General features: G+C 63.2%; 15 protein-coding genes and 3 pseudogenes. 3 read left to right on the top strand and 15 right to left on the bottom strand.

The window, feature by feature from the left end; translation table 11 throughout:
• Window positions 1–13: 13 nt before the first annotated feature.
• The 8 genes and pseudogenes from addA to BF95_RS01615 all read right to left on the bottom strand — a co-directional run bounded on the left by addA (window position 14) and on the right by BF95_RS01615 (window position 13,220).
• Window positions 14–3,451: a double-strand break repair helicase AddA gene (addA, locus tag BF95_RS01580; RefSeq protein ID WP_043148889.1), complete on the bottom strand. Its 3,438-nt coding sequence runs from the start codon at window positions 3,449–3,451 to the stop codon at window positions 14–16.
• Window positions 3,432–6,403, bottom strand: a pseudogene (gene addB, locus BF95_RS01585) (double-strand break repair protein AddB). Before addB ends, addA begins: the two are co-directional and overlap by 20 nt.
• Entirely contained in the window at window positions 6,396–7,106 is a 711-nt protein-coding gene (locus BF95_RS01590) for a nucleotidyltransferase family protein (protein WP_043148891.1), read from the bottom strand. The pseudogene addB and the gene BF95_RS01590 overlap by 8 nt, the downstream one beginning before the upstream one ends.
• Window positions 7,103–8,089 carry an aminoglycoside phosphotransferase family protein gene (locus tag BF95_RS01595; RefSeq protein WP_043148892.1) on the bottom strand — a complete coding sequence of 329 codons (987 nt, stop codon included), beginning with the start codon at window positions 8,087–8,089 and terminating at the stop codon, window positions 7,103–7,105. The genes BF95_RS01590 and BF95_RS01595 overlap by 4 nt, the downstream gene beginning before the upstream one ends.
• Window positions 8,086–8,544 carry a tRNA (adenosine(37)-N6)-threonylcarbamoyltransferase complex ATPase subunit type 1 TsaE gene (gene tsaE, locus BF95_RS01600; protein ID WP_043148893.1) on the bottom strand — a complete coding sequence of 153 codons (459 nt, stop codon included), beginning with the start codon at window positions 8,542–8,544 and terminating at the stop codon, window positions 8,086–8,088. Before tsaE ends, BF95_RS01595 begins: the two co-directional genes overlap by 4 nt.
• Window positions 8,537–10,881, bottom strand: a pseudogene (locus BF95_RS01605) (PAS-domain containing protein). The gene tsaE and the pseudogene BF95_RS01605 overlap by 8 nt, the downstream one beginning before the upstream one ends.
• Window positions 10,882–11,100: 219 nt before the next feature.
• Window positions 11,101–12,519 carry an adenosylhomocysteinase gene (gene ahcY / locus BF95_RS01610; protein WP_043149054.1) on the bottom strand — a complete coding sequence of 473 codons (1,419 nt, stop codon included), beginning with the start codon at window positions 12,517–12,519 and terminating at the stop codon, window positions 11,101–11,103.
• A gap of 140 nt (window positions 12,520–12,659) precedes the next feature.
• Window positions 12,660–13,220 carry a YqgE/AlgH family protein gene (locus BF95_RS01615; protein ID WP_043148894.1) on the bottom strand — a complete coding sequence of 187 codons (561 nt, stop codon included), beginning with the start codon at window positions 13,218–13,220 and terminating at the stop codon, window positions 12,660–12,662.
• 869 nt (window positions 13,221–14,089) lie between these two features.
• Here BF95_RS01615 and BF95_RS01625 point away from each other — a divergent pair.
• Both BF95_RS01625 and BF95_RS01630 read left to right on the top strand, forming a co-directional pair.
• Window positions 14,090–14,572 (top strand): peroxiredoxin, encoded by a 483-nt coding sequence (locus BF95_RS01625; RefSeq protein WP_043148898.1) that lies wholly within the window; start codon window positions 14,090–14,092, stop codon window positions 14,570–14,572.
• 86 nt (window positions 14,573–14,658) lie between these two features.
• A complete protein-coding gene (locus BF95_RS01630) occupies window positions 14,659–16,113 on the top strand; it encodes an AMP nucleosidase (RefSeq protein WP_043148899.1) in 1,455 nt (484 codons plus the stop codon).
• Here the strand turns inward: BF95_RS01630 and BF95_RS28635 are convergent.
• The 5 genes and pseudogenes from BF95_RS28635 to BF95_RS26025 all read right to left on the bottom strand — a co-directional run bounded on the left by BF95_RS28635 (window position 16,066) and on the right by BF95_RS26025 (window position 20,608).
• Complete coding sequence (locus tag BF95_RS28635) at window positions 16,066–16,596, bottom strand: GGDEF domain-containing protein (protein WP_235209518.1); 531 nt, start codon at window positions 16,594–16,596, stop codon at window positions 16,066–16,068. The two genes, BF95_RS01630 and BF95_RS28635, sit on opposite strands and share 48 nt — an antisense overlap.
• Window positions 16,562–17,266: a hypothetical protein gene (locus tag BF95_RS28640; protein ID WP_235209519.1), complete on the bottom strand. Its 705-nt coding sequence runs from the start codon at window positions 17,264–17,266 to the stop codon at window positions 16,562–16,564. The genes BF95_RS28635 and BF95_RS28640 overlap by 35 nt, the downstream gene beginning before the upstream one ends.
• 32 nt (window positions 17,267–17,298) lie before the next feature.
• Window positions 17,299–19,176, bottom strand: a complete 1,878-nt coding sequence (locus BF95_RS01640) for a M2 family metallopeptidase (protein WP_043148900.1) — start codon at window positions 19,174–19,176, stop codon at window positions 17,299–17,301.
• A gap of 53 nt (window positions 19,177–19,229) precedes the next feature.
• Window positions 19,230–19,991 carry an alpha/beta fold hydrolase gene (locus tag BF95_RS01645; RefSeq protein WP_043148901.1) on the bottom strand — a complete coding sequence of 254 codons (762 nt, stop codon included), beginning with the start codon at window positions 19,989–19,991 and terminating at the stop codon, window positions 19,230–19,232.
• Between the two features lie 39 nt (window positions 19,992–20,030).
• Window positions 20,031–20,608: pseudogene (locus BF95_RS26025) on the bottom strand (DUF2238 domain-containing protein).
• Between BF95_RS26025 and BF95_RS28645 the strand changes: the two are divergent.
• On the top strand, window positions 20,537–20,689 hold the full coding sequence (locus tag BF95_RS28645) for a hypothetical protein (protein WP_235209524.1): 153 nt from the start codon (window positions 20,537–20,539) through the stop codon (window positions 20,687–20,689). The pseudogene BF95_RS26025 and the gene BF95_RS28645 overlap by 72 nt on opposite strands.
• Here the strand turns inward: BF95_RS28645 and BF95_RS01660 are convergent.
• Window positions 20,676–21,701 (bottom strand): aspartate-semialdehyde dehydrogenase, encoded by a 1,026-nt coding sequence (locus BF95_RS01660; RefSeq protein WP_043148904.1) that lies wholly within the window; start codon window positions 21,699–21,701, stop codon window positions 20,676–20,678. The genes BF95_RS28645 and BF95_RS01660 overlap by 14 nt on opposite strands.
• A 207-nt stretch (window positions 21,702–21,908) precedes the next feature.
• Entirely contained in the window at window positions 21,909–24,128 is a 2,220-nt protein-coding gene (locus BF95_RS01665; RefSeq protein ID WP_043149057.1) for a S9 family peptidase, read from the bottom strand.
• Window positions 24,129–24,242: the final 114 nt, after the last annotated feature.

Genomic DNA, 24,242 nt, shown 5'->3' on the forward strand with positions numbered 1-24,242 from the left:
GTTGCTTGGCTATCTAGGACGCCTGCCCGCCCGGCTCAACGGGCGGGAGCGGCAAATTCTCCTGCGCGGGCACAAAGCCGGGCTTGTGTGCGGCCAGCAGTTCGGACGGCAGGGTTATAAGACGCGGGGCGCTGGTATAGAGCAGCCCCGCCTCGATGGCCCGGTCGGGGAAGATGACTTGCAGCGCCGCGACATAGGCCGCCATCTGGCGGACATGCGCCATCGGCACCTCGGCCAGCGTCAGCGGCGCAACCCGCCCGGTCTTGAAATCGACGATCTGGACGCGATCCGCACCGACGCAAAGCCGGTCCACCGTGCCAGCAATCACGGCTTCGCCCACCACCGCCGCGATGGGCGCTTCGGCCAACGCATCGGGACTGAACAGTCCGGCGAAATCGGGCGCTTCGATCACGCGCAAAGCCTGGTCGATCACCTCCTGGCGCAGCGCGGTGTCCTCTGCCCCCTGCTGGGCCAGCCAACGGTCGGCCGCGTCCCGGCGGCGATCGACCGGCACGGCGGGCAGCCGTTCGAACAGCGCATGAAGCCAGCGGCCGCGGTCGGCGGCCGCGCGCATCGCAGGGGTGGGCGGCGGATAGGGCTGGTCATCCTCCACCGCCGCCGATGGCGCGAGCGGACGTGGTGGACGCGCTTCGACCGGCGCGGGCTGGCGCAGCCATGATGGCTCGGCGACGCTATTGCGCGCCTCGGCCACGTCCATATCGGCCTTGGCGGTCGGGAGGTTCTCGGTCCCCCGCCAACGACGCATCTGTCCCCAGATCGGTGCCTCTTCCCACGGCGCACCGAGCGATTCCATCGCCGCCTCGACCGCGCCATACCAGCTTTCAGGCTTCACCTGCCCCTTGGCCGCCGGACCCAGCGATCCCGCAACGACCAGCCGCTCCTCTGCCCGCGTCAGCGCGACATAGAGCAGCCGCCAATGCTCCTGCCGCTCGACCCGCGCCGCCTCGTCGGCGAGGGCACCGATCGGCCCCTGCCGTTCGGGCTTACGCGGTGGCAGGATTGGCAGGCCGTTCCATTCCAGCCCGTCCATCCGGTTGCCCGCATCAGGATCAAGGCAGGCGTCGGCGAGAATGACGATGGGGGCCTGCAAGCCCTTGGCCCCATGTACGGTCAGCAACCGCAACATGTCGCCCTGCCCCGCGGCATCACGCACAATCTCCACCTCGCCCCGATCGAACCAGTCGATGAAGCGCTGCAACGAAGGATGATCGTCATTTTCGAACGCCAGCGCGGCGTTCAGCAATTCCTCGATCGGATCGGCCGCTTCGGTGCCCAGTCGCCCGATCAGACGGCGACGGCCATCCATTGGCCCGGACAGGATCGCTTCGAGATAGCGGTAGGGCGTCGAAAAATCCGCCACCGCCAACAGGTCACGCAAGGGCTGGAGCAGGCCATCGTCCAGAGAACGGGTCAGGTGCCGCCACAATCCGCCGCGTCGCCCGATCAGCCGGGTCATGAGATCGTCCTGGCTCCAGCCGATCAAGGGCGACACCAGCAGCGCGGCGAGGTTGAGATCATCCTCCGGCTGCACCGCAAAGCGCAGCGCGGCGAGCAGGTCGCGCACGGCAAGCGGCGCATTGAGCCGCAGCCGGTCGATCCCCGCAACCGCGACCTTTTCCTCATAGAGGCGCGCGACGATCAGCCGCGCCAGTTCATTGCGGCGGCGCACCAAGATCATGATGTCGCCCGCGCGCACCGGACGCCCCCGGCTCTCCAGCATCAACCCATCGTCGATCCAGCTCTTGATCTGCCGCGCGATATTCTCGGCCAACTTGCGTTCCTGATCGGCGGCCCAATTTTCCTCGCCCTCGGCATCCTCGGTCAGACCCGCGATTACCGGCTTCCACAGTTGCACTTCGCCGGGGTGGAGATTGGCGCTGATGTGCCGCACATCGCCCGGTGCCAGCCCCAGACGCCCCGCGTCGAGGGTCGCGATGGTGCGGTCCACCACGTCCAGCACCGCAGGGGTAGAGCGGAAACTATGGTCCAGCGACAGATCATGGAGCCGGTGGCCCGACTGGTCGGCATCCCGCTGGAACAGAATTTGCGCGGCAGCGAAATTAGCGGGGCTGGTCCCCTGAAAGCCAAAGATCGCCTGTTTGAAATCGCCAACCGTGAAGATGGTGCGGATTTTTTCGCCGACTTCCCATTCACTTGCGAAAAACTCTTCGGCCAATGTGCGAACAATACGCCATTGGGCGGCGTTGGTGTCCTGCGCCTCATCCACCAAAATATGGTCGATCCGCTGGTCGAGTTTGTAGCGGATCCATTCGGCAATACCGTCCTGCTCCAGCAGGCGGGCGGCGCGGGCGATTAGATCCTCGAAATCCACGGCTCCCGCCAGCCGCTTACCTTCGGTATAGGCCATTGCATAGGCGCGCCCGGCATGAAGTCCTTGCGCCAGCAGCGCAGAGTAATCGGCGCGGGCCTTGGTCGCGAGCAGGCCGCCGCAAAGCGCGTACAGCCTTGCCGACAAGGCACCATAGCCATCGTCCGGCGGCACCCACCCCTTGGCCTCGATCAGATCGCCATCGGTCTTGGCCCAGGCGCGATGCAGATCGGCCAGAGTGGCCGCGCGCGTGGCGGGATCGGCAGCGCGCCAGACAGCGATCCGGTCACAACGTTCCAGCCCCCGCCCCTTGCCCCAGGCGACATTGGCGGCGACCAGCGCGGACAAGGTCCGCAGATCGAAGATATCATCGGAACATTGGACAGCAAGCCATTGATCAATATCACCTTCCGGCAAATCGAACTGCCCCGCGAGCCAGGGCGCGATGGGATCGGGCAGTGCCGCCAGCGCATCGCCCCGCGCGGCGCAGCGCAGCAGGAAATGCTCCGCCCCGCCCTCGCCCAGCCGCAGGCTGATCGCCTGTAGCGCGCCGATCAGGGCGCCATCGCCCTGCTCCTGCGCCCGCACCGCCATGTCGGCCAAGGTTTGCCGCGCCAATGCGCTCTGCTCGCGCTGGTCGAGCGGGCGGAAGCCGGGCACCAGGTCCGCCTCCAATGGAAAGGCTGTCAATAATTGCTGGCAAAAGCCATGAATGGTCTGGATGCGCAGGCCGCCGCCGATCGATTCCAGCACTTCGGCAAACAGGCGGCGGGCGCGTTCGCGGGCATCGGGGCCGGACTCTTCACCCAAAGCCTCAAGGTCAGCGAACAACCCCTTGTCATCCATCTGCACCCAGGCGGCGAGCCGGTCATGGATCCGATCGGCCATTTCCGCCGCGCCCGCCTTAGTGAAGGTCAGGCACAGGATATTTTCTGGGCGCACGCCTTGCAGCAGCAAGCGGAACACGCGCGCGGTCAGCACATGGGTTTTGCCCGTTCCCGCCGATGCGGACAGCCAAACATGGGCGTCGGGCGCAGCGGCCTGCGCCTGATTGCCGAGCAGCTTCTGGAGCGGGCGCGCCTTAGCCATCGTCGCGGCCATACCATTCCTCCAGCCGCATCAGCTGGTCATAATCACCATAATTGGCGACTTCGGGGTTAATCTGCGCGGTAAAGGGCGCGGAGCCAAGCAGATAGGCCTCGACCAATCCACTGAATTGCTCATGGGCATGAGCGGTGAAGCTCGACGTGACGATCTTGCCACGGCTGCCTGTCGGATCGACCGGGCTTTCGCGATAGCCAAATTGATCGCCCTTCTTGGCGAGGGACCAATATTCGAAGTCGGCCGCGCGCGGCTGATCGCCCAGCCCCGCAAACCCGCCCAGTTCGGCGATGACGCCTAGCAGACCGAGTTGCAACGAATAGCCCGCCTTCACCATCTTGGCGCTGGGCGGCTTGCCGGTCTTATAGTCGATGACGCCCAGCGTACCGTCGGACAAGCGATCGATCCGGTCGGCCTTCCCCATCAATGTGACGTCGGCGACCTCCGCCCGGCCCTCGCGCTCCACCGCCAATATGGTCCGCCCCGCCGCCTTGTCCTTGGCGACCTCCGCCGCGATCCAGCGGATCGCTTCCATCAGGCGCGGTTGCCACAAGGCTTTGAGCAAGGGATGGACTTCGGGCCGGTCGAACATCGCCTGCGCGCGGGCTTCAAGGTCAGCGGGGTGGAGCGTGCCCGCCTCCGCCCAATGCTGCAGGATTTCATGCACCGCCGTCCCGCGCCAGGCCGGTCCGGCATCGGCATCGACCGGATCGAGCCGGGCGAGGCGCAGGATACGTCGAGCATAGAAAGCATAAGGGTCGGCCTTGAGCCGATCGACATCGGTGACCGGGATCAGCCTTGGCCGCACGGCCAAAGGCGGCACTGGCGCGGGCCGCGCAGCCGGGTGATGGCCATCGGGCCGGTCGATCGCCTGCGCCAGCGCGACATAGCGATCAGCGCTTTTCCATTGCGGGCCGGACATAGCCTTCAACCGCAGCCAGAAACGCGAAGCGACCGCCGGGCCGCTGCCGCCGCGCCGGGCGCGAGTAATCATGACATGGGGCGCACCCAAAGCACTGGCGAAATCATGCGCCGCAAGGCCGATGCGGGTTTCGAGCCCCGGCAGACCGAGTTCGCGGCGGATGCGCGGCGCGAGCCAAGGGTCGGGCGCGGGCAAGCCCGGCCAGGTGCCTTCATTGAGGCCGCCCAGCACCATGAGGTCCGCTTGCTGTAACTGCGCCTCGATCAAGCCCAAGATCGATATTCGCGGATGGCCTCCTTGTGGCGGACGCACAGGCACGCCGCCTAGCATATGATCGAGCAAGACCGGCAGCGCGCGCATGTCGGCCTGACGCGGCCCTTCCGGTGCGGCGGCCTCCATTTCGGCGAAGAGGTCGGCGGCCGCCTGCCCCTGATGCCCGGTCCAGACAGCATCGGCGGTAAGCGCGCCTGCCTGCTCACGAATAGCCGCAAGTTGCCCCGACAGATCAGGCGCGGCAAGGAAGGCGCGCTCCAGCGGTTCCAGCAAGGCGCGCGCCTGGGGCCACCAGTCGCGCACCTGTTCACGCAAGGCACCTTGTCGATCCTCATCCTCGCGTGGGCGCAGCAACTGATCGATGCCGATCAGCCCGGCCTGCGGACGCGGCCCGCGCAGCAGCAGGTCAAGCCCGCGCGCGCCCTCCAGCCAGGCGAGACGCCCCGGCCCGCGCATTACCAATGGATGTTTGATCAGCGTGAGCAGCGCAACCGGCGCAAAGCGCTCCGCCACGGCCTGCGCCATCGCGATCAAGAGCGTGCCCGGCGGCAGGCGAGAGAGCGGCAGGCCCGCCGAATCGTCCGCCTCTATGCCCCAGCGGCGCAGATGCGCGGACACGCGCGTCGCCAATTGCCGGTCGGGCGTTACCAAAACCGCCGTGCGGCCCGGCGTTTCCAATGCCTCTCGCAGGGCGATGGCAATGGCCTGCGCTTCTTCGCCCGGCGTCGCGACATCCAGCGCTTCGACCCCGGCGAGCGAGCGATCGGCGGTCTTGAGATCGCGCCAGCCGCTGGTCAGGCGTGGCGGCAGCATCGCGTTGGAAATATTGCGCCCGCGCACCGCCCGCGCATCATGTTCGCTGCCCCAGCGCCACTGCGCCACATCATCGCGGGTCGCGCTCATGGCGTGAAGCAGGCGCTTGAGCGCATATTGGGGATGGCTCTCATGCCCCGCAGCGCGCGGCCCGTCACAGGGTCAGGATCGAACGGGCCGATCGCCTGCCAGGCGGCATCGTCCATATGCTGGTCCAGCCCGGCGAACACCACCATGCCGCCCGGCATCTCGCCGATCCGGCGCAACAGTCCCGCCACGGCAGGGGCGGTGGTCGAAATACCCGCTGCCACGACGAAGCCCGAAGGTGGCGCATCCGCCCAGCGTTTGGCCAACCGATCGAACAGGCGATTGCGCCGATCGACCAGATCGATACAGCCAAGTCGTGCCAGTTCGACTGGCCATCGCGCGATGATGATCTCGAACAAGGTCAAAGACTTCTGCCAATGACCTGATAGTTCGTCCGAAAGGCTGAGCTTGCGCAGCGCGTCGGGTGCGAGCCGCTCGACCTGCATCTGGTCCAGCACCTGCCCCAATGCCTGTCCGAGTTTCAGCGCCTGTCCGGCATCGACGCCGGGTTGGGCCTCTTGCACCAGACGGGCCAGGATCATCTGCCGCTGCATCGGCGCGATCGCGGGTGCAAGGGGATCATCCTCGCCCAGCGGATCGAGCGCCCCGCCGACCTGCTCACCTATGTCCGGGTCGCCGACCGGAATAAGCCGTGGGAGCAGCAATCCACCGCCCGATGCGCGCACGAAAGCGTCGGCGACGGCCCGCACGCCACGATTGCTCGGCAACAGGATCATGCCGCGCGACAGTGCCAGCGGATCGCGCCCCTCTCGCGCCATGATGCCCGCCACCAGCGCGTCGGCGAAGGCGCGATGCGCAGGAATTGTGAAAAGTGCGGGTTGTCCGCGATCACCCATGGGCGAGCATGGCTTCAACCACTGGAATGGCTTGCGGTGTGCCGACGTCGAACCAAAGCCCCTGGTGCGACACGCCATAGAGCCGCCCGGCCGCGATCGCGCGAGACCAGAAGATGTTGGTGGAGAAGACGTCCGAGGGCGGATCGACCAGCAGCGACGGGGATAGTATCTGTACGCCGGTAAAGACGAAGGGCGCGACATGCGCGCTCTTGCGCCGGGTCAGCCGTCCATTGGCGTCCATATGGAAATCGCCCGGTCCGCTATGGCAGTTGGCCCGCGCCAGCGGCACCAGCAGCAGCAGCGCGTCCATCCGCTCGGCATCCCAATGGCGCTGCATCAGCGCCAACGTATCCTGGGGCCCGTCGATCCACAGATTGTCGCTATTGGCGCAGACGAAGGGCTTGTCGCCCAGCAGCGGCTTGGCGTGGACCAGGCCACCGCCGGTTTCCAGCAATTTGGCGCGCTCGTCCGAGATCAGAAACTCGGCCCCGCCCTTGCGCGCACGCAGATGCGCCTCGACCGTGTCGGCGAGATAATGGACGTTCACCACCACCTTACGGATGCCGCCCGCTTCCAGCCGGTCGAGCGCATGGTCCATCAACGGCTGACCCGCCACCTTGACCAGCGGCTTTGGCCGGGTCGCGGTGAGCGGGCGCATCCGCTTGCCAAGGCCCGCCGCCATCAGCATCGCCGTGTCGATCATGCCGCCGCAAACTCCGTGAGCGCCTCATGGCGTTTGTCGGCGGGAATGTTGGCGGCGAACCAGTCCGCCACCGGAGCCAGCGCGGGATGGGCGAGGTCGCGCTCCAACAGCCCCCACATGCGCGGCAGATAGGAGAGATAGCGCGGCTTGCCATCGCGCTGCCACAGGCGGGTGAAGATGCCGATGATCTTGGCATTGCGCTGCGCCCCCAACACGGCATAGGCCGCATCGAAATCGGCGGGCGGGTTCGCCACCGCCTTGTAGTGCGCCAGCATCGCAGCTTCGACTGCCGGCGGCACATCGCGCCGTGCATCCTGCAACAGCGACACGAGATCATAGGCAGGATGGCCGGCGAGCGCATCTTGAAAATCGAGCAGACCCAGGCCATGCGATGCCGCCCGGTCGATCAGCATGATGTTTTCGGCATGATAGTCGCGCAGCACCGTAACGGTTGGGCTGGCCGATTGCTCGACCAGCGGCAGCACGGCATCCCAGGCCTTTGTATAGGCAACGCCATCGACCGACTGGCCGATGGCAGGACAATACCATTCCGTCAGCAATCCGGCTTCGCGCCGATAGACGGCACGATCATAGGCAGGCAAAGATGCGGCGGGCAGCCGGTGCAGGTCGGCAAGCAAATCGATCGCGCGGGCATAGACGGCCATTTCCTCATCGGGCCGGGCATCGAGATGCTCCTTGACGCGTAGGTCGCCAAAATCCTCGATCAGCACCAGTCCGTCGTCCAGGTCGCGCGCCAATATCCGTGGCGCGGCAAAGCCGTCGGTCAACAGATGTTCGGCGATGGCGATAAACGGGCGGGGATCTTCGTGCGGCGGGGGCGCATCCATCAAAACCGCGCGCCGGCCACTATCGATGACGCGGAAATAGCGGCGGAAGGACGCGTCGCCTGCGAGCGGAAGGATGGCGGCGTCGCCCCAACCCGCGCGGGCGAGGAAAGCGGGCGCGGCGGCGGGCGGGATCATAGCTGTGACCATCGCGCCGTCCAAGCGTCCGGCACGTCCGCTGTCAAGCACCGTCCGCCATCCGGGTCGAACGCAATGGTCAATCGCAACGCATGGGGCCATAGCGCGTCGCCCAGCCGATCTGGCCATTCGATGATCAGCAGGCTGTCCATGAGATAATCGCCCAGCGCCAGCTCATCGGCCTCGCGCGCGTCGTCCAGCCGATAGAGATCGACATGGGCGACCGGCAGGCGGACTTCGGGCACATCATAGGGTTGGACGATCGCGAAGCTCGGACTGGGCGCCTCACCTTCCAGCCCCAGCGCTTCGAGGATGCCGCGCGCCAGCGTCGTCTTGCCTGCACCCAACCCGCCATACAGCGCGATCACATCGCCGATGCGCGCCTGCCCAGCGAGGCGCTGGCCAAGGTCGAGCATCGCCGCTTCGTCGGCCAGATGGACCACGCGGTCAGCCACGCGGCAATTCGATCACGATCATCGTGCCTTGCCCTGCTTCGGATACCAGTTGCAACGTGCCGCCATGCGCTTGCGCCAGTTGCCGGGCGAGCGGCAGGCCGATGCCCGCGCGTCCCCCGGCCCGCGCCTGCCCCGCGCGCGCGGTCGGATCGAAAATCGCATCCTGTTGCGCCGTCGGGATGCCGGGGCCGTTGTCGGAAATCACGATCCGCGCCTTGTCCGCCCCGCCATCGCCGTGGAGCAGTACCCGTGCGCCCTTGCCGCAATGGGTCAGCGCATTGTCGAGCAGATGGTCGATCGCCTGGCCGATGCGCCGCGCGTCGCCCTGCACCACGCCCAGGCTGTTTTCCAGCGAGACGGCGAGGTCAATGCCCTTGGCCTTGGCATCGGCGCTCAGCCGTGCGGCGCTTTCCCGCGCCACGGTGGCGAGATCGACGGGCGCACGGTCGATCGGCAAGGTGCCTGCTTCACCTTGGGTCAAGTCCAGCACATTGTCGATCAGCATCGCCAGGCGGCCCGTGCTCTGGAGGATGCCATCGACATAGTCCTTGGCCGATGGGCTGAGTTCGCCAGCATAACCCGCGCTCATCATTTCGGCAAAGCCCGCGATGGTGGTCAGCGGGGTCCGCAGTTCATAGCTCATATTGGTAACGAAAGCGGTCTTGACCTGGTCCGCCTGCTCCAGCGCTTCATTACGGTCGCGCAACACCTGTTCGACCCGGCGGCTGTCGGTCACGTCGAGCATGGTGAAGAGCGCATTGCCGTCGGCAGCGGGATGGCGGCGAACTCGAAGATGCGCCCATCGGCAAAACCGACATGCCCTGCGCGCTGCTTGCGCTCGATCGTTGCGGCGCGGACCAATTCGCGTACCAGAGTGGCCTGCTGCGGCTTGGCGAGCCGGGACTGCACATCGCGCATCAGATCGTCAATGCGCGGATGGGTCGCCAACATCTCTTCGGTCGCGCCCCAAATGGCACGAAACCGGCTGTTCCACATCTGAAGGCGCCCGTCGGACGAAAATACCCCGATCGATTCGAACAGATTGTCAAAAGTTGCCGTCCGCACCCGCAGCAGCGTGTCGCGCGCGCTCGACAATTGCACCTGTTCGGTGCGATCCTCGAAGATCAGCAGCAGGCCGCCATCGGGCAAAGGCTGCGCATAGACGCGCAAATGCGTGCCGTCCTGCAACAGCCAGTTTTCCTCGCGCGGGTCGGGCGACAGGAACCAATCGCGCCGTTCCGCGCGCCATGCGGGAAAGTCGCGATGTTCAGGAATGCGCCGTGCATCGCGCATCTGGTCCAGCACCCGTTCGAACAGTGGCGCATCGGTCAGCCGGTCCTGATGCAGGGCGAATAGGCTGATGAAAGGCTGGTTCCAGAAACGCAACGCCCGATCAGGTCCGAAGCGCGCCACGCCCGCTGACAGGCGATCGAGCAAGTCGCGCTGTGCCGCTTCCAGCCGTCGATGTTCGACCCTAGCCTGTTCCAGTTCATGCTGATCGACTGCGTAGCCTGCAACCCCTGCTACACCGAGCGGCACATCGACAACGTGCATCGTGCGCCGTTCGCCATCAATCGTCGCGGGCACCATGCGCGCGACCGGCTCGTCCTGAGCGATGGCATCCGCAGCGGCGGCTTGTGCCGAATGGCCGCCCACCGGCTCGACCAGTTCGATGCCTTGGGCGATCACATCATGCGCGCTGCCGCCATCCACGGCGCGGACATAGGCGCTGTTGACGAGGCTAAGGCGCAGGTCAGGTGTGCGATGCCACATTGGAAAGGGCGCGGCCTCGACCAGACCGGCCAGCGCTTCGAGCGCATCGCTCAGCTGTTCGACCTTGCTCTGGAGCGAGCGGATTTCCGCCTGGCTGTCGGTTGCGTCGAATATCCACAGCACGACGCCGCCATTGGACGCCAGTTCCGGTCCGGCAGGGGCACCGCGCACCAGCAGCAACCGCGAAGACCCCAAACCCCGCACCGGCAAAGCAAAGCTCTTGCCCGCGCGCTGCGCCGATGCAATCTCGCCCGCCAGCGCGGCCGCATCCTCGCGCTCAAGCCCGCCGTCTGCGGCGGTGAGTTCGGACGCAAAGGTCGGGACGCGCGGCTTGCCCAACCATTTGGCCAGGCGATCGGCGGCTTCCAGCCGTCCGTCGGGATGGATTATGACCGGTGCGGCGGGCGCCGAGGCAAGGAGCGTGGCGAGCCGGTCGAACTTGCCCTGCGCCTGCATACCCTCGCGGCGCATGCGTTGCCCGCTGGCGAGTGCCCAGACCGCCGCAGCCAACCATCCGGCCAGCACGACTCCCAAAATGATGGCACCAAGGGGGCCGAGCGTCATCATAACGCCGTCTCCCCATTTCGCCGAACTCGCTTGTCCTTGTTCATAACTGCGCCCCGACTATCGCAAGTCGGGCGCAGCGGGAAGCGGGGATGCAAAGAATTGCACGGTTAGGGCAGAGCGGAGCGAATATGATGCTGCACGTCAAAGAAATACTCCCCCCGGCAGGAGAGGATCAACGAGAAAAGGGGGAAGGCATTGCCCTCCCCCTTTGTTGCATCAGTAGCGGTAGTGGTCGGGCTTGAAGGGGCCTTCGACCGGTACGCCGATATAGTCGGCCTGGCGATGGCTCAGCTTGGTGAGCTTCACACCCAGCTTTTCCAGGTGCAGTTCGGCGACCTTCTCGTCCAGATGCTTGGGCAGGACATAGACGTCGTTGCCGTACTGCTCGCTTTTGGTCCAAAGCTCGATCTGCGCCAGCGTCTGGTTGGTGAAGCTGGCCGACATGACGAAACTGGGATGGCCAGTGGCATTGCCCAGGTTAACGAGGCGGCCCTTCGACAGGACGATGATCTTCTTGCCATCGGGGAATTCGACCTCATCGACCTGCGGCTTGATCTCGGTCCACTTCATGTTGGCGAGGCCGGCAATCTCGATCTCGCTGTCGAAATGGCCGATGTTGGACACGATCGCCATATTCTTCATGGCGCGCATATGATCGACGGTCAGGACGGCTTCGTTTCCGGTCGCGGTGACGAAGATGTCGGCGCGGGGCGCGGCTTCTTCCATCGTCACGACTTCATAGCCTTCCATCGCCGCCTGCAACGCGCAGATCGGATCGACTTCGGTCACCAGCACGCGCGCGCCGCCATTGCGGAGCGAGGCAGCCGACCCCTTGCCGACGTCGCCGAAGCCCGCAACGCAAGCAACCTTGCCGGCCAGCATGACGTCGGTGCCGCGACGGATCGCGTCGACAAGCGATTCTTTGCAGCCATAGAGATTGTCGAACTTAGACTTGGTGACGCTGTCGTTCACGTTGATCGCCGGGAAGGGCAGCTTGCCCTTCTTGGCTAGTTCATAGAGGCGGTGGACGCCGGTGGTCGTCTCTTCCGACACGCCCTTGATCGACTGGACGGTCTTGGTCAGGAAGCCGGGACGTTCGGCCAATACGCGCTTGAGCACGGCGACGAAGATTTCTTCTTCCTCGTTCGACGGCGTGAACAATTCTTCACCGGCCTCGACACGCGCGCCCCACAGCGCGAACATGGTGGCGTCGCCACCATCGTCCAGGATCATGTTGCAGACGCCCGACTCATGATTGTGCCAGTCGAAGATACGCTCGACATAGTCCCAATATTCCTGCAGCGTTTCGCCCTTGATAGCGAATACGGGCACGCCCGATGCGGCGATCGCGGCGGCGGCATGGTCCTGCGTCGAATAGATGTTGCAAGTCGCCCAACGCACTTCCGCGCCCAGCGCGGTCAGCGTTTCGATCAGCACGGCGGTCTGGATCGTCATGTGCAGCGATCCGGTGATGCGCGCGCCCTTGAGCGGCTGCGACGCGCCAAATTCCTCGCGCAGCGCCATCAGGCCCGGCATTTCGGTTTCGGCAATATCCATTTCCTTGCGGCCAAAGGCAGCGAGGCCGATATCGGCAATCACATAATCCTGCGCCTGGGCGGCGGGTACAGTGGCCACGAGCATATCTCCGTCAGTCAAATAAAGGCTGGCACCGCTGACATGAGCCGGGCGGCGACGATGGGCCGGGCTTTACCAAGCGGCGGGCCTGATGGCAATGCAATATAAAGATGTCTTTATGTGCTTATCGCCGATGGCTTTCAGGCGGACCCGGCTCCGCCCACAAGATGCGACGAATCGATGCCCATCGCCGCGAAAATGGCCGACCATTTGCGGCGCGCAGGCGTTTCGAACAACAGGTCCTTGTCACCCGGTGCCAGGAACCAGCTTTCGCCGGTCATCTCCTGCTCCAACTGCCCAGCACCCCATCCGGCGTAGCCCAGCGCGACGAGATAGCGGCTCGGTCCCCGCCCCTCCCCGATCGCCTTCAAGATATCGAGCGAGCCCGACAGGCCCCAGCGGTCATCGACCTGCACCATGTCCTGTCCTGCCCAGTCGAGCGAATGCAACACAAAGCCCCGGCGCGGCTCGACAGGGCCACCGCGCAGCACCGGCATGTCCGGCACACCGCTGCCGTCGATATCGAAACTTTCGAGCAGGTCGCGCAGCCGCACCTCCTCCATTTCCTCGCCCACGGCTATGCCCAGAGCGCCATGGTCGTCATGAACGCACATCGCGATCACGGAATGATCGAAGCGGATGTCATCCATGCCGGGGAGCGCGAGCAGGAAATGCCCACCATAGAAACGCGACTGGTCCATGAAAGCAGCCTACAACTATCATCAGACGTCGGCAATCATGGCCGCTAACGGCATCGAACGGATATAATTCTGCCGTACAAGGCGGACGCTGGCCTTATGCCCTCTCATTAGGCACTTTTTAAACCAACATGGCCGATGACGGAGACTGGCTTCTTCTTACGGATCATTCTCGTGACCTCAGCAAGAGTATTGGGATTTACAACCCGGGCTCGTTTCAACCACCGCCGGCACACAGACGCTGATGGCAGTATCCTGTTTCTGCTCGCCCGGGGCGGGGCCGTTCGGCTTACACAAAGAGAATGGGCGAGAGTGGAGCGGAGGCACATCGACGCGATGGCGGTGATTGATCGACGTCTCTCGATAAGTTTTCTTTTTTCAATACCCATAGCCATGCTGACAATGGCGCTTATCCCGCGCACCCTAACTCAGTCGATCGACGATTTTGGCCCTGCGGCATCGCTGGCGGCGGGGCTCTTAACCCTATGTTGGTGGCCGCTCCTCCATATGTGGCTCCATTACCGATCCGTGCGCCACATTGATGGTGACCTCGACGCGCTCCTTACGCAGTTTCCGGCTGCGCCTGTTCCCAAGGGGCGGCCTCGGCTCTTCCAGGGGATTGAAATCGTCGCGATGGTACTGGCCGGCCCAGGCATTGCGATCGAGTTAGTCGCTCCACTCGTCCTCACTTGTTAGACGGCACGCCTTTAATGGGGCACCAGATTGGCGTATTTTCCGCCATCGGTCTGGCGGCTTTTCTCGTTGTGCTGGTTCGTAAGGGATGGCGACGGGACGGCGATTAAAGACCGTCCATCTTGAAAGCCTATGGAGCGAACACAATTTTGGGCGCTGCGCTTCAAGGAGAAATAATCATGACCATTGCCAAAGGCGACAGCCTGCCCAGCACGACTTTTACCAAGATGACGCAGAATGGTCCCGAACCCGTTGGTTCGGACGAATATTTCGCTGGGCGCACCGTTGCCATCTTCTCGGTCCCGGGCGCGTTTACCCCGACCTGTTCGGCCAAGCATCTGCCCGGTTTCGTTGAAAAGGCCGATGCGCTCAAGGCCAAGGGTGTTGACGAGATCGCCTGCACCGCCGTCAACGATGTGTTCGTCATGGGTGCCTGGGGCAAGTCAGCCGGTGCCGATGACAAGGTAACGATGCTGGCCGATGGCAATGGCGATTTCGCCAAGGCGGTGGGTTTGACCATGGACGGCAGCAAGTTCGGCCTCGGCACGCGCGGCCAGCGTTTCTCGATGATCGTCAAGGACGGCGTCGTCGCCGAACTCAATGTCGAGGAACCGGGCGACTATAAGGTTTCGTCCGCCGATCATATGTTGGGCCAACTCTGACAGCGATACAGGCGCGCCGGACATACCGGTGCGCCTTGTTGCGGTTCCGTCTTCCTTCCGTCACGCAAAGGCGGTAACAGGGGGCGATGACACAGAGCATCGGCAAAGCGACGGTCGCGCAACTCGACCATATCTATCAGACATCCATCGAAAATCTGCGTGAGGCGATGCGCGCCTACGCCCGGGATGGCCGCGTGCCTGCGGCTACCGCACGGAGCGAACGACTCTTCTGCTATCCCGAACTGCGGATCGTCTATCATGGCGAAAGCGACATGCCGCCGCCCGGCCGCTCGTTCGCGCGGCTGTCCAAGCCCGGCCGCTATGTAACAACCGTTACCCGCCCGGCCATGTTCGCCGATTATCTGGCCGAACAGATCGACCTGCTGGTCCGCGACTATGGCGTCGAGGTGGAGACGGGCCTTAGCACCCAGCAAATCCCCTTCCCCTATGTACTCGACGGGCTGGACATGAGCGCGCTCGATGGCACGCCGCCAACCGAGCTGGCACGGCATTTTCCGGCGACCGAACTGGCCGAGATTGGTGACGAGATCGCCGATGGCCTCTTCATCCCCAATGCCGATGGTGACCGGCCCCTGGCGCTGTTCGACGGGTTGCGCACCGATTTCTCGCTGGCGCGGCTTAAACATTATACCGGCACGCCCGCCGAAGATGTGCAGCGCTACATATTGTTCACCAACTATCATCGCTATGTCGATGAATTTGTGGCCTGGGCCTGCGCGGAGCTACAGCGGGAAGGCAGCCGTTTCACCGCCCTGTCGGGCGCTGGCGGCGTCTATGTCACGTCCGAAACCGCCGATCCCGCGCGGATGATCGCCGACAGCGCCTGGCGCAGGCATCAGATGCCCGCCTATCATCTGATCGCCCCCGACCGCAGCGGCATCACCCTCGTTAACATCGGCGTCGGCCCGGCCAATGCCAAGACGATCTGTGACCATCTGGCGGTGGTGCGCCCCGAAGCCTGGCTGATGATCGGCCATTGCGGCGGCCTGCGCCCCAGCCAGCGGATTGGCGACTATGTTTTGGCTCACGCTTATCTGCGCGACGACAAGGTTTTGGACGCGATGCTGCCGCCCGAAATCCCCGTCCCGGCGATCGCCGAAGTGCAGGTCGCGATGGCCAATGCCGCCGAGGCTGTGCTGGGTGGCGGTGATAAAGAGGATTTTCGCCGTCGCCTGCGCACCGGCACTGTCGTCACCACCGACGATCGTAATTGGGAATTGCGCTATTCCAGTTCGGCGCTGCGTTTCAGCCTGTCGCGAGCGGTCGGGATAGACATGGAATCCGCGACTATCGCTGCCCAAGGCTATCGTTTCCGCGTTCCCTACGGCACACTGCTATGCGTATCCGATAAGCCGATCCATGGCGAACTCAAGCTGCCGGGCCAGGCCAACCGATTTTATGAGGAAGCGATCGCCGGCCATTTACGCGTGGGATTGATGACCTGCGAACTGTTGCGCAAGGAGGGCGCTAAGCTACACAGCCGCAAGCTGCGTGCCTTCAACGAACCACCCTTCCGCTGATGGGCTAGCCGCGCGCCAGATGGCGACGCGGTTCTTGCCGTCTTTCTTGGCTTGGTAGAGCGCTGTGTCGGCGCGCGCGACCATATCCTCCAGGGTCGCATCGGATGCAATCAATTCGGCAACCCCAAAGCTGGCTTGCAAAGCGGCCTCTTGTGCATTCGGCACGATGAGACAGCTAATTTCCACGCGCACACGCTCCATGACATCGGCCGCAGCGGCGGCATCGGTGTCAATGAGCAGTAACCCGAACTCGTCCCCACCCATGCGGGCCACAATATCTCCGCGGCGCACCGCGCTGGTGAGTAACCGGGCGAAGCCGCGCAGCGCCTCGTCTCCGGCAATATGGCCGTGGCCATCGTTCAGCGCCTTGAACCCATCAAGATCGCATATTACCAATGCCAAAGGCCGTTGGTTTCGGTTGGCATGGCCTATGGCCCGGACCGCGGCTTCATCCAGCCCGCGCCGATTGAGGACATTTGTCAATGGATCGTGCCGCATCTGCTTGCGTAACTGGTAGGCGAGATCGCCAGCCACGACCATGATCGCCGCGACACCCAGCCCGACATAGATGGAAGGCAACCCCAGCCCCAGCAAAAACGCGATAGAATGCCAACCCCTCGCCTGGCACTCGCCCGAAATCCATAGCGGCACTGGCAACCAGTCCGACTTCGAATAGCGCCAGCGTAATACTCATACTGAAAAAGGCCAGCTCCGGCGCGTTCAGCCGCCGATTGCGCGGCCACAAGGCCACCGCCGACCAAATCATCAGCACACCAACATAGAACGGGACGATCATGCCCTGAAGCGACCTGTCGCCGATCACGGCCGCGTAAATGCCACCACCACCAGCCAGCGCGCCAAGGACGATCAAGGTAAGCCGGGGCAGTGGCCGGCCCGATCGCTGCCTAACCCCGACTAGCATTAACGTCCCGCTGACAACGATGCAGCAGGCAGTCACCGCCATCAACACGCCGCTCTGCAGCGCGACGCCACCTGCATTTGCCAGCCACTGTACTGCCGCGATGCCATACGACAGAGCCCAACTCAACACATGCCGCTGGCGACCAAAATGGAGCCACGCCACGCCCATCGCCAGCGCCATGATGACGCTGGTGAAGAACAACAAAGCAATGATGATAATCGTAGGGTCCATAGCGGGCAGCCTTTAAAGACTTTACGCCAAATTTACCAGCCGCATGACTTGCCCTTATTCTGCGTTATCAACCATTTCTGCAATGGTGCGAAGTAGGCCGTCATGGCTTTGCCGGAAATTGCGCGGCTTCCCGTGAAGGTTTGCAATGCATCGGGCCAAGGTTTGGACGCGCCCATTTCCAACATGGCATTAAGCTTGGCCCCGACGTCCTTGTTTCCGTAGAAAGAACAGCGGTGCAATGGCCCCTTCCAGCCGGCTTGCTTACAGGCTGCTTCATAGAACTGGAATTGCAGGATGCGAGCGAGGAAGTAACGCGTATAGGGCGTGTTGCCGGGGATATGATATTTGCCGCCTGCGTCGAACTTCGTTTCATCTCGGGGTGCAGGCGGTACGATGCCCTGATATTCCAGCCGCAAGTCGGTCCAGCCCTTCTGCATCTGGTCCTGCGGGATCGATCCGTCGAACACGCCCCAGCGCCATTTGTCGATCAGCAGGCCGAAGGGCAGGAAGGCGACCTTGTCCATCGCCTGCCGCAGCAACAACCCCAGATCCTTGTCCGCGCCTGGTACCTTGGCGGCATCGAGCAGGCCGATCTTCACCAAGTAATCGGGCGTGATCGACAGGGCGACAAAATCACCAATCGCTTCATGGAAGCCGTCATTGGCCCCGTCCAGATAGAGATAGGGATGCGCGTTATAGGCGCGCTGATAATAATTATGCCCCAATTCGTGATGAATGGTCACGAAATCGTCGCTGTTGATCTTGGTACACATCTTGACCCGCAGGTCGTCCTTATTGTCCAGATCCCAGGCGGAGGCGTGGCATACGACTTCGCGGTCGAGCGGCTTGATGAACTGGGTGCGGTCCCAGAAGGTCGCGGGCAATGGCGCAAGGCCGAGCGAGGAATAAAAGCCCTCGCCGATCTTGAACATCTGCTTTTCCCAATAGCCGCGCCGCTGCTGTTCCGGGGTATCGGGGCCGTCCACCTGATCGGGCCGGGTTTCGACAAAGCCCTTGGCCTTGAGCAGATCGCCGACGTCAAAGCCCAGGTCGCCAGCGCCTGCGGGTGCTACCACGTCATAGATGTTGCCCCATTCCTGCGCCCACATATTGCCGAGCAGGTCGGCGCGGATCGGGCCGGTCGCGGGCTGCACCTGCGCCCCATATTTTTCATTCAGCTTGCCGCGGGTGTAGCAATGCAATTCGTCATAAAGTGGTTTCACCTCGGCCCAGATCTTGTCGGTCAGCGCGGCAAAATCGTCGGCGGGCATGTCATATTTAGACCGCCACATTGCGCCGGTGTCGGCAAAGCCCAGTTCCTTGGCTCCGGCATTGGCGATGTCGACCAGTTGGGCATAATCGCCACGCATCGGCGCGCCGACATTGTCGTGCCAGCTTACCCACATTTCCTTGAGTTCCTGCGGGTTACGGCTTGAACCCATTTTCTCTTCGATGTCGCTGCCATTGATCAGCTGACCGTTGAGCGTGCCCTTCCCCCGGCCATAGGTGGACTGGAGCTTGGTGGAGAGATCATTCAGCTGTTGCGCAGCGCCCGGCGTGGTGGGCGCAGGCAGGGTCAAGGCGGTGCGGAGCAGGTCTAGCCGCCGCTTGGTTTCGACCGACAGACCCGGCGCCGTCGCATATTTCGCCGCCTCCAGCGCGTAATCGACAGTCATGCGGGTACCAATCGCACCGAAATGAGCAGCCACTGCATCGCTATCATCGCTGATATAGGTGGCATTGATCCAGGCGGCACGGCTCGAAATGAGCGAGTGGTCGAACATTGCCTTTTCCGCCTTGGCGAGGAAGGCGTCGGCCTCGGCCGCCGTCGGTGCGGGCACCTGCTGCGCCAGAACGGGTGAAACAACAAGAGCGGCCGCAAGCGCGGCGATCGAGACGGCGATTTTCATGGGATTCCCCTTTTAGGCGTATGCGGGGAAAGTGACCTGACCGTGCGATCCCGTCAAGCCGTCAGAAAATCCACCATTGCCTGCCCCATCTCTTTGCGGGTGACCGCATTCATATGATTGCCAGGAACTTCGACGAAATCACCGTGGGGGAGCAAGTCCGCCAGTTCCTGCGCCACGCCATTATCCTGGTCGTCCGCGCCACAGATAATCCTCGTCGGCTGCATGATCCCGGCGATGACCGGCTCGGGTGTGTCGACGAACGTATTGAGAATATGAAGCAACGCAACCGGATCGCCCTTGGTGGTCTTGAGGAAGGCTTCGGTCATCCATTGCGACGTGCCGCGTTCGAACGTGCCGAGATTGGTCAGCACATTCTTGTAATAGCCGCCATTATCGAGTGACTGCACCAGCCCGCGCAGCCCCATGCCTGCCAGGATCACTCGGCGCGGCGTCGCACCCCGCGCCAGCATCCGCACCGTCGTCCGCGCGCCCAGCGAATAGCCGCCAAGATCATAATCGGTCAGCCCCATCTGTTCGATCAGCGCCAGACCGTCATCGGTCAGCGCATCGGGCGGATAGGCGGCGTGATCATGCGGCTTGCCGCTTTCCCCATGCCCGCGCAAGTCCGGCATGATCACCCGAAACCCCGCCGCCACCAGTTTGGCGGCATGGCCATAGCGGATCCAGTTGGTGTAGGCGTTGGAGAAATAGCCGTGGATCAGCACCAGATCCCGCCCTTCCCCCGCAACATGTACAGCGATCGGCAGACCGTCATAGCCCTTTACGTCATGGCGTTCGATGGGGAGGTCGGTCATGGCATGGTCCTTTGGCTGGGGCGGTTTGCCGATATGGCGTCAGTCGGGGCGACGCAAGAGCGCGATCAATGCGAGGGCGCTGCCGACCTGTGCTGCCGCCATGTCCTTCTGCGCATCCCACACGTCGCCTTGCTGACCATTATAATAGTCCGCCGTCTCGCCCGCCGCGATGAGGGTGAGCAGCCATTCGAAAATCTCGTAGAGCGCGCTGCCCAGCGCGATGAAGGCGAAGGCGAAGGCAAGGCTCCATCCGCCGCGAAGGCTCCGAATTTACGGGATGTCTCCACCATAGGCAGGGTCAGCAAAGCCCCAAAAGCGAAATGAACCAGCCGGTCATATCCGTTGCGGGTCGTTCCGAAGAGGGAGGAGATGTCATGTCCAACCACCGCTCGTGCCCAGTCGTCATAAGGCACATAGGAATATATCCAGCGCGCGCCCAGCGTATGAAGCAAGAGGAAGGCGAAGATACAGCCAATCGCTGCGGTAGACAGTGGCCAGCGTCGCAACAGCCACGGCGCGGCGAAAAGCAGCGCAACAGTCGGCCCATGCTGAAGCGGCGCAAGGTCGGGATAGGGTTGCGCAATATTGGCCAGGCAAACCGCCACGGCCATAGCAATGATCATCCGGCGCTGCGCGACTGGAACGGCGTTCCAGGCAGCAGCAGCGCCGGCAATCATCAGGTTATCAGCCCTTCTTAAGGTGGCGACGGCCAAGCAGTTCGGCGATCTGCACCGCGTTCAGCGCCGCACCCTTGCGCAGATTGTCGCTGACGCACCACAGGTTGATGCCATTGTCGACGGTCGAATCCTCGCGCACGCGGCTGATGAAGGTCGCGAAATCACCGACGCATTCGACCGGCGTGATGTAGCCGCCATCTTCGCGCTTATCGACGAGCATGATACCGGGTGCCTCGCGCAAGATGTCCTGCGCTTCCTTAGCCGAAATCTCGTTCTCAAACTCGATGTTGATCGCCTCGCTATGGCCGACGAACACCGGCACACGCACGCATGTCGCGGTCAGCTTGATCTTGGGATCGAGGATCTTCTTGGTTTCCGCAACCATCTTCCATTCTTCCTTGGTCGAACCATCGTCCAGGAAAACATCGATATGCGGGATCACGTTGAAAGCGATCTGCTTGGTGAACTTCTTGGGCTCGGCCGGATCGCCGACGAAGATGTTGCGGCTCTGCTCGAACAGCTCATCCATGCCCGCCTTGCCCGCGCCCGACACCGACTGATAGGTCGAAACGACGACGCGCTTGATTTTGGCAACGTCATGCAGCGGCTTCAACGCCACGACCATCTGTGCGGTCGAGCAGTTGGGGTTGGCGATGATGTTCTTCTTCTTGTAGCCATCGATCGCATCGGGGTTCACTTCCGGCACGATCAAGGGAACGTCCGGGTCCATGCGATAGAGCGAGCTGTTGTCGATCACGACGCAACCGGCTGCCGCTGCCTTGGGTGCATATTCCGCTGTCGGGCCGCTGCCGACCGCGAACAGAGCGATATCCCAACCGGCAAAGTCGAAATGCTCGATGCTCTGACATTTGATAGTCTTGCCACTGTCGCCGAAATCCACGGTCAGCCCCTGCGATCGCGAGGAAGCGACGGCCGCGATCTCGTCAATCGGGAACTCGCGCTCGGCGAGAATGGTCAGCATTTCGCGGCCCACATTGCCAGTGGCACCTACGACGACGACCCTGTAACCCATGACTAGACTCTCCACTCCAAAGCAAAACTTTCAGAGTGCGCTCCCTAGCGATCTTGGCCCTTTTGTCCAGAAAGAAGGGCTTGGCCAGCCGATAGCGGGCGCGATATCCGTCGCGGCGCAGCGGCCGGGTGGGCCATGCGCCGCGTCTTGCACAGTAAAAACCGTTACCGCCATCTGACCGTCAACGCCTGGCGACAACGGCAGCGCTCACTCGGCGGACGCAATCCCGCGACGGGCCAGAAAGTCCTCGATCGTCCGCCACAGATGCACGCTGACGCCAGGCCCACCGACGCGATGGGTCTGCCCCGGATAGGCCATCATCTCGAACGGCACCGCCGCGCCCTGCATTTTGGCCATCAGCGCGGTGGCATTGTCGAACACGACATTATCGTCGGACATGCCGTGGATCAGCAGCAGCGGATCGACGATCTTCACCGACTCCTCGACCGCGCCCGAGGCGGGATAGGCACTAGGCGTGTCCTGCGGCTGGCCCATATAGCGTTCGGTATAATGGGTGTCGTACAGTTCCCATTTCGTCACCGGCGCACCGGCGATCACCGCGCCAAACACGCCCGGTGCCTTTTCCAGCAGTTTCAGGGACATATAGCCACCATAGGACCAGCCATAAGTCGCAATCCGCGTTGGATCGACGAAGGGCTGGGCCTTGAGCCAGTCGACGCCCACTAGCTGGTCCTCGACCTCCACCGTGCCCATCGCCCGGTAGAGATGGTCCTCGAACGCCTTGCCGCGATCGGGCGTGCCGCGATTGTCGATCGCAAAGACGATCCAGCCCCGATCGACCAGATATTGGTTGAGCGCCCCGCTCCAGACATTCGTCGCCTGCCGTCCGCCGCCAGGGCCGCCATAATGGATCATGAACACCGGATAGCGTTTCCCCGGCTCGATCGGCGGGGTCATGATCTTGGTGTAGAGCGTCGTGCCGTCCGCCGCCTTCACCGTGCCGAATGTCGTCTTCACATGGCTGGCGACATAGGGCGCATAGGGGTGGCTGCCGGTCAGCGCATTTTCCGACAACCATTGCAGCTGCTTGCCCTTATTGTCGGCCAGATAGACCTGCTTTGGCTGGTCGCTATTCTGGCGGCTGACGACGATCCGGCTGGCCTTACCGTCCATCACGGCATCGTTCCACCAGCCACTGCGCGTCAACGCCTGCGCTTCCCCGGCCTTTTTCAGCGGCGCGGTATAGAGTTGCTGTTCCAGCGGCGTTTCGCGATTGCCAGTGAAATAAACGAGGCTCTTACCCTCATCCACGCCCACCACGTCGCGCACGTCCCACTTGCCGCTGGTCAGCGCCGTCCATTTGTCACCACGCACATGGTAGAGATGCCCATGCCCGGTCTTCTCCGACCACCACAGCAAACTCCCATCCGCCAGGGGTCTGAAATTATTGGACAGATTGACCCAGCTCTTCGCCGTTTCTGCGAGGATCACCCGGCCCTTGCCCGTGGCGGGGTCAACCGCCAGCAGGTCGAGCCGTTTCTGATCGCGGCTTTCCCGCTGGACATAGAGGGTCCGACCATCCTTAGACCAGTTGACCCGCGCCAGATAAATGTCCGAATCCGGGCCGAGATCGACCTTCACCTGGCCCGATCCATCCGGTTTCATCACATACAGATCGACTAGCGCGTTGGGCGTGCCTGCCGCCGGGTAGCGTTGTTGATAGACCTTGGTCCCCTCCCCGCCGATCGCGGTGCGGGTGACGATGCCGACCGGACCTTCATCGACCCGCGCGACGGCGATCATCGCTTCATCGGGCGACCACCAATAGCCGGTGCGCCGGTCCATTTCCTCCTGCGCGACGAACTCGGCCACGCCCCAGCTCACCGTATCGCTCGCGCCCTGCGTTATCTGTCGTTCCACACCATCGATCGGCTGCACGAACAGATTGCCGCCCCGCACGAAGGATACGAAACGCCCCTTGGGACTGACCACGCCGTTCAATTCGCCATCGGGCGTGTCGGTCAGCCGTGTCACCTGTCCATCCAGCGCGGCGAGATAGAGGTCGCCATCGACGGGCACGAGGATGGTCTTGCCATCGGACGACCAGTCATAGCTGGTAATCCCGCTACTGCCCGCGACGCTGCGATCCCGCTCGCGCTGCATTTTTTCCGCTTCGCTGAGCGCCGCGCCGCTGCCGGTCCTTTTCGAATCGACCAGCATCCGCTCCGCGCCGGTAGCGGTGTCGATCGCCCACAGGTCGAGCCGCTCCTTCTCATCCGCGCGTGGCTTGAGCAGGGTCACAAGCGTCCCGTCCGGCGATAATGTGAGCGCGCGCGGCTGCGGTCCGGCAAGATCAGGGCTGGCGAACACGCGTTCCAGCGTCAGTTTTTCCTGCGCCTGCACGGACACAGCGGAACTCAACAGCAAAGCGCCAAGCGCGGCACTGGCTTTCAGATAAGGGGGCATCGACATCCTTTCGGCTCGGCGCGCGCACGCGCCGGATCAGGACCGCAGGATTAAAGCTGCGTATCAAAAGATCAATGCCGGGAAATAATCTGTCCTGCCATGGCGGGTAAGCCA

The organism is Sphingobium sp. Ant17, assembly GCF_000588875.1.
In the GTDB taxonomy this organism is placed as follows: Bacteria; Pseudomonadota; Alphaproteobacteria; order Sphingomonadales; family Sphingomonadaceae; genus Sphingobium.

Coding starts and splice junctions, on each gene's coding strand:
- addA (WP_043148889.1), bottom strand. CDS start 3,451: ATGGCCGCGACGATGGCTAAGGCGCGCCCGCTCCAGAAGCTGCTCGGC.
- BF95_RS28645 (WP_235209524.1), top strand. CDS start 20,537: ATGCTGAAGCGGCGCAAGGTCGGGATAGGGTTGCGCAATATTGGCCAG.
- BF95_RS28640 (WP_235209519.1), bottom strand. CDS start 17,266: ATGGACCCTACGATTATCATCATTGCTTTGTTGTTCTTCACCAGCGTC.
- BF95_RS01630 (WP_043148899.1), top strand. CDS start 14,659: ATGACACAGAGCATCGGCAAAGCGACGGTCGCGCAACTCGACCATATC.
- BF95_RS01645 (WP_043148901.1), bottom strand. CDS start 19,991: ATGACCGACCTCCCCATCGAACGCCATGACGTAAAGGGCTATGACGGT.
- BF95_RS01640 (WP_043148900.1), bottom strand. CDS start 19,176: ATGAAAATCGCCGTCTCGATCGCCGCGCTTGCGGCCGCTCTTGTTGTT.
- BF95_RS01590 (WP_043148891.1), bottom strand. CDS start 7,106: ATGATCGACACGGCGATGCTGATGGCGGCGGGCCTTGGCAAGCGGATG.
- BF95_RS01660 (WP_043148904.1), bottom strand. CDS start 21,701: ATGGGTTACAGGGTCGTCGTCGTAGGTGCCACTGGCAATGTGGGCCGC.
- BF95_RS01615 (WP_043148894.1), bottom strand. CDS start 13,220: ATGGACCAGTCGCGTTTCTATGGTGGGCATTTCCTGCTCGCGCTCCCC.
- BF95_RS01595 (WP_043148892.1), bottom strand. CDS start 8,089: ATGATCCCGCCCGCCGCCGCGCCCGCTTTCCTCGCCCGCGCGGGTTGG.
- BF95_RS01665 (WP_043149057.1), bottom strand. CDS start 24,128: ATGCCCCCTTATCTGAAAGCCAGTGCCGCGCTTGGCGCTTTGCTGTTG.
- BF95_RS01625 (WP_043148898.1), top strand. CDS start 14,090: ATGACCATTGCCAAAGGCGACAGCCTGCCCAGCACGACTTTTACCAAG.